The 2,566-nt window shown below is 76.0% G+C and carries 3 protein-coding genes; all 3 read left to right on the forward strand.

Annotation, left to right across the window (positions count from 1 at the left end; genetic code table 11):
* A partial coding sequence (locus tag BJF79_RS56405; protein ID WP_262403139.1) for a DUF5682 family protein occupies nt 1-467 on the forward strand: 467 nt, incomplete at its 5' end.
* Entirely contained in the window at nt 464-1,642 is a 1,179-nt protein-coding gene (locus tag BJF79_RS37180) for a VWA domain-containing protein (RefSeq protein WP_075904454.1), read from the forward strand. The genes BJF79_RS56405 and BJF79_RS37180, both read left to right, overlap by 4 nt.
* Nucleotides 1,643-1,865: 223 nt before the next feature.
* Nucleotides 1,866-2,566: hypothetical protein (locus BJF79_RS54420; RefSeq protein WP_262403140.1), on the forward strand; the 701-nt coding region annotated here is incomplete at its 3' end.

Below are 2,566 nucleotides of genomic sequence, written 5' to 3' on the forward strand. Positions count from 1 at the left end.
GCGCCGCGTTCGGCCTGGCCCGCGTTCTCGGCGATACCGCCGACACGGCCCGCGCCGTCCGGGGCGCCGCCGGGCCCGGCGTCCTCGGCGACTGGCTCGCCGGGCTGTTCGCGCTGGCCCGCCAGGAGGTCCTGGACACCGGCGGCGGCCTCCTCGGCGTGCTGGACGAACTGGTCGACGGCCTCACCGAGCACGACTTCCTCGTCGCGCTGCCCGCGCTGCGGCAGGCGTTCGAGTTCTTCCCGCCCCGCGAGCGGGAGTCGATCGCGCGGGGCCTGCTGGACGGACGCGGCCTGCAAGGGTCCGCCCGCGCCCTGCTGCGGCCCGCCGCCGTCGACCCGCTGCTGGTCGCCGAGGCCCGCGAACTGGAGGAACGCGTCGGCCTGGCGCTCACCGCCGCGGGCCTCGCGGACGCCCCCGCCCCGGACGCCCCCGGACAGAGCCCCGCAGAAGGACAGGACGCATGACATCCCCCGACCTGGAACGCTGGCGGCTGATCCTGGGCGACCCCGCCGACCCCGTCACCGGCGCGCTGTCCGGCGAGGGGGCCGCCCGCGACGCCGCCCTCGACTGGCTTTACGGGCGCGACCCCGACCTCGCGCGGCGCGGCGTGCGGCGCGGCGGCGGGCGCGGGACGGGCGGCGACGGCGACGGCGGCGGCGGCGACCAGGGCGGCGACCGCACCGGCGGCAGCGGCCCGTCGCAGCTCACCACCGTCGACTGGCTCGACGAGGTGCACCGGCTGTTCCCGAAGGAGACGATCGAGCGGATCGAGCGCGACGCCGTCGAACGCTACGAGATCCACGACGTCGTCACCGACCCGGCCGTCCTGGAACGCATCGAACCCGACCAGACGCTGCTGAAGGCCGTCCTGCGCACCAAGCACCTCATGAACGACGAGGTGCTCGCCCTCGCCCGCCGCATCGTCGAGAAGGTCGTGCGGGAACTGATGGACAAACTCGTCACCGAGGTGCGGCAGGCGTTCCACGGCACCCGGTCGCGGCGGCCCAGCCGCATCAAGCACTCCCGCAACTTCGACTTCCACCGGACGATCCGCGCGAACCTCGCCCACTACCGCCCGGACGAGCGGCGCCTCTACATCGAGGAGCCGAAGTTCCTGTCCCGCACCCGCAAGCACGTCGAGCAGTGGCAGCTCATCCTGCTGATCGACCAGTCCGGCTCGATGGCCGGGTCGGTCATCCACTCGGCCGTCACCGCCGCCTGCCTGTGGGGGCTGCCCGGCCTGAAGACGCACCTGGTCGTGTTCGACACGTCCGTCGTCGACCTCACCGACGACGTCACCGACCCCGTCGAGCTCCTCATGAAGGTGCAGCTCGGCGGCGGCACCGACATCTCCCGCGCGGTCGCCTACGGCGCCGGGCTCGTGGACAACCCGCGCCGGACGATCGTCGCGCTCGTCTCCGACTTCTACGAAGGCGGCGACGCGGCGCGGCTCGTCCGGGACGTGCGCAAGCTCTGCGAGCAGGGCACCGTCGTGCTGGGGCTCGCCGCGCTCGACGAGGACGCCAACCCCGACTACGACCGGGACCTCGCCCGCCGCCTCGCGGGCGCCGGCGCGCACATGGGCGCGATGACGCCCGGGGAACTCGCCGAGTTCGTCGCCGAAAGGATCGGCCGATGATCCGCACCGACCTGCTGTCGCTGACGCCGGACGCGCTCGCCGCGCTCGCCAACCGGGGCCTGGTCAAGCGCGCCGCCAAGGACCTCGACGCCGGCAACGGACCGGAGATCGCGACCGCCGCCGACGGCGGCGTCGACGGGACGTTCCCCGACGGCACCCGCACGTCCCTGCCCGCCGGGGCCGGGCTGGACGCCGCCACCTGCACCTGCGCCGCCACCGGCGCGTGCAGGCACCGCATCTGCCTCGTCCTCGCCTACCAGGCCGCCCACGCCGACGCCGATCCGGCCGACGGCACCGGCGGCGGCGCCCCCGCGCCCGCCGCCCCGGACGTCCCTCCGGACTGGACGCCCGCGCGTTCGACGACGACGCGCTCGCCCGCGTCCTCGGGCAGCGCGCACTCACCGCCGCCCGCCGCACCCTGCGCTCCGGCTACTCCGCGACGATCCGCCGCCCCACCCCGCAGGACCCGGTCGCGCAGGTCGAGCTGCCGAGCTGCACCGTCCGGTTCCTGGTGCCGGGCGAGCTCGGCTACGTGCACACCGACGCCGTCGCGGCCGTCCGCGGCCAGTCGACCGTCCTCGCCGTCTGGGCGTTCCGGGAGGCCGACGAGCGCGGCCTCACCGCGGCCGAGGCCCGCGTCGACGTGGGCGGCACCCGCTCCGGCACCGCCGACTCCACCCTCGACGCCGCCGTCGAACTCGCCGACCAGGTCCTCATGGAGGGCGCGGTGCACGCCGGGCCGGTCCTGGCGACCGGCCTGCGCCGCACCGCCGCCGAACTGGCCGCCCGCGACCTGCACTGGCCCGCCGCCGCCGTCGACGACCTCGCCGACCAGCTCGCCGCCGACCACGAGCGCCGCGCCGACCACGATCCCGCCCGGTTCGCCGCGCTCCTCGCCGAACTGCACGCGCGCGCCGTGCGTCC

It is taken from the genome of Actinomadura sp. CNU-125, from assembly GCF_001942465.1.
In the GTDB taxonomy this organism is placed as follows: Bacteria; Actinomycetota; Actinomycetes; order Streptosporangiales; family Streptosporangiaceae; genus Spirillospora.

Excerpts from the sequence above, each read along its gene's own strand:
- BJF79_RS37180 (WP_075904454.1), top strand. The coding sequence starts at position 464 with ATGACATCCCCCGACCTGGAACGCTGGCGGCTGATCCTGGGCGACCCC.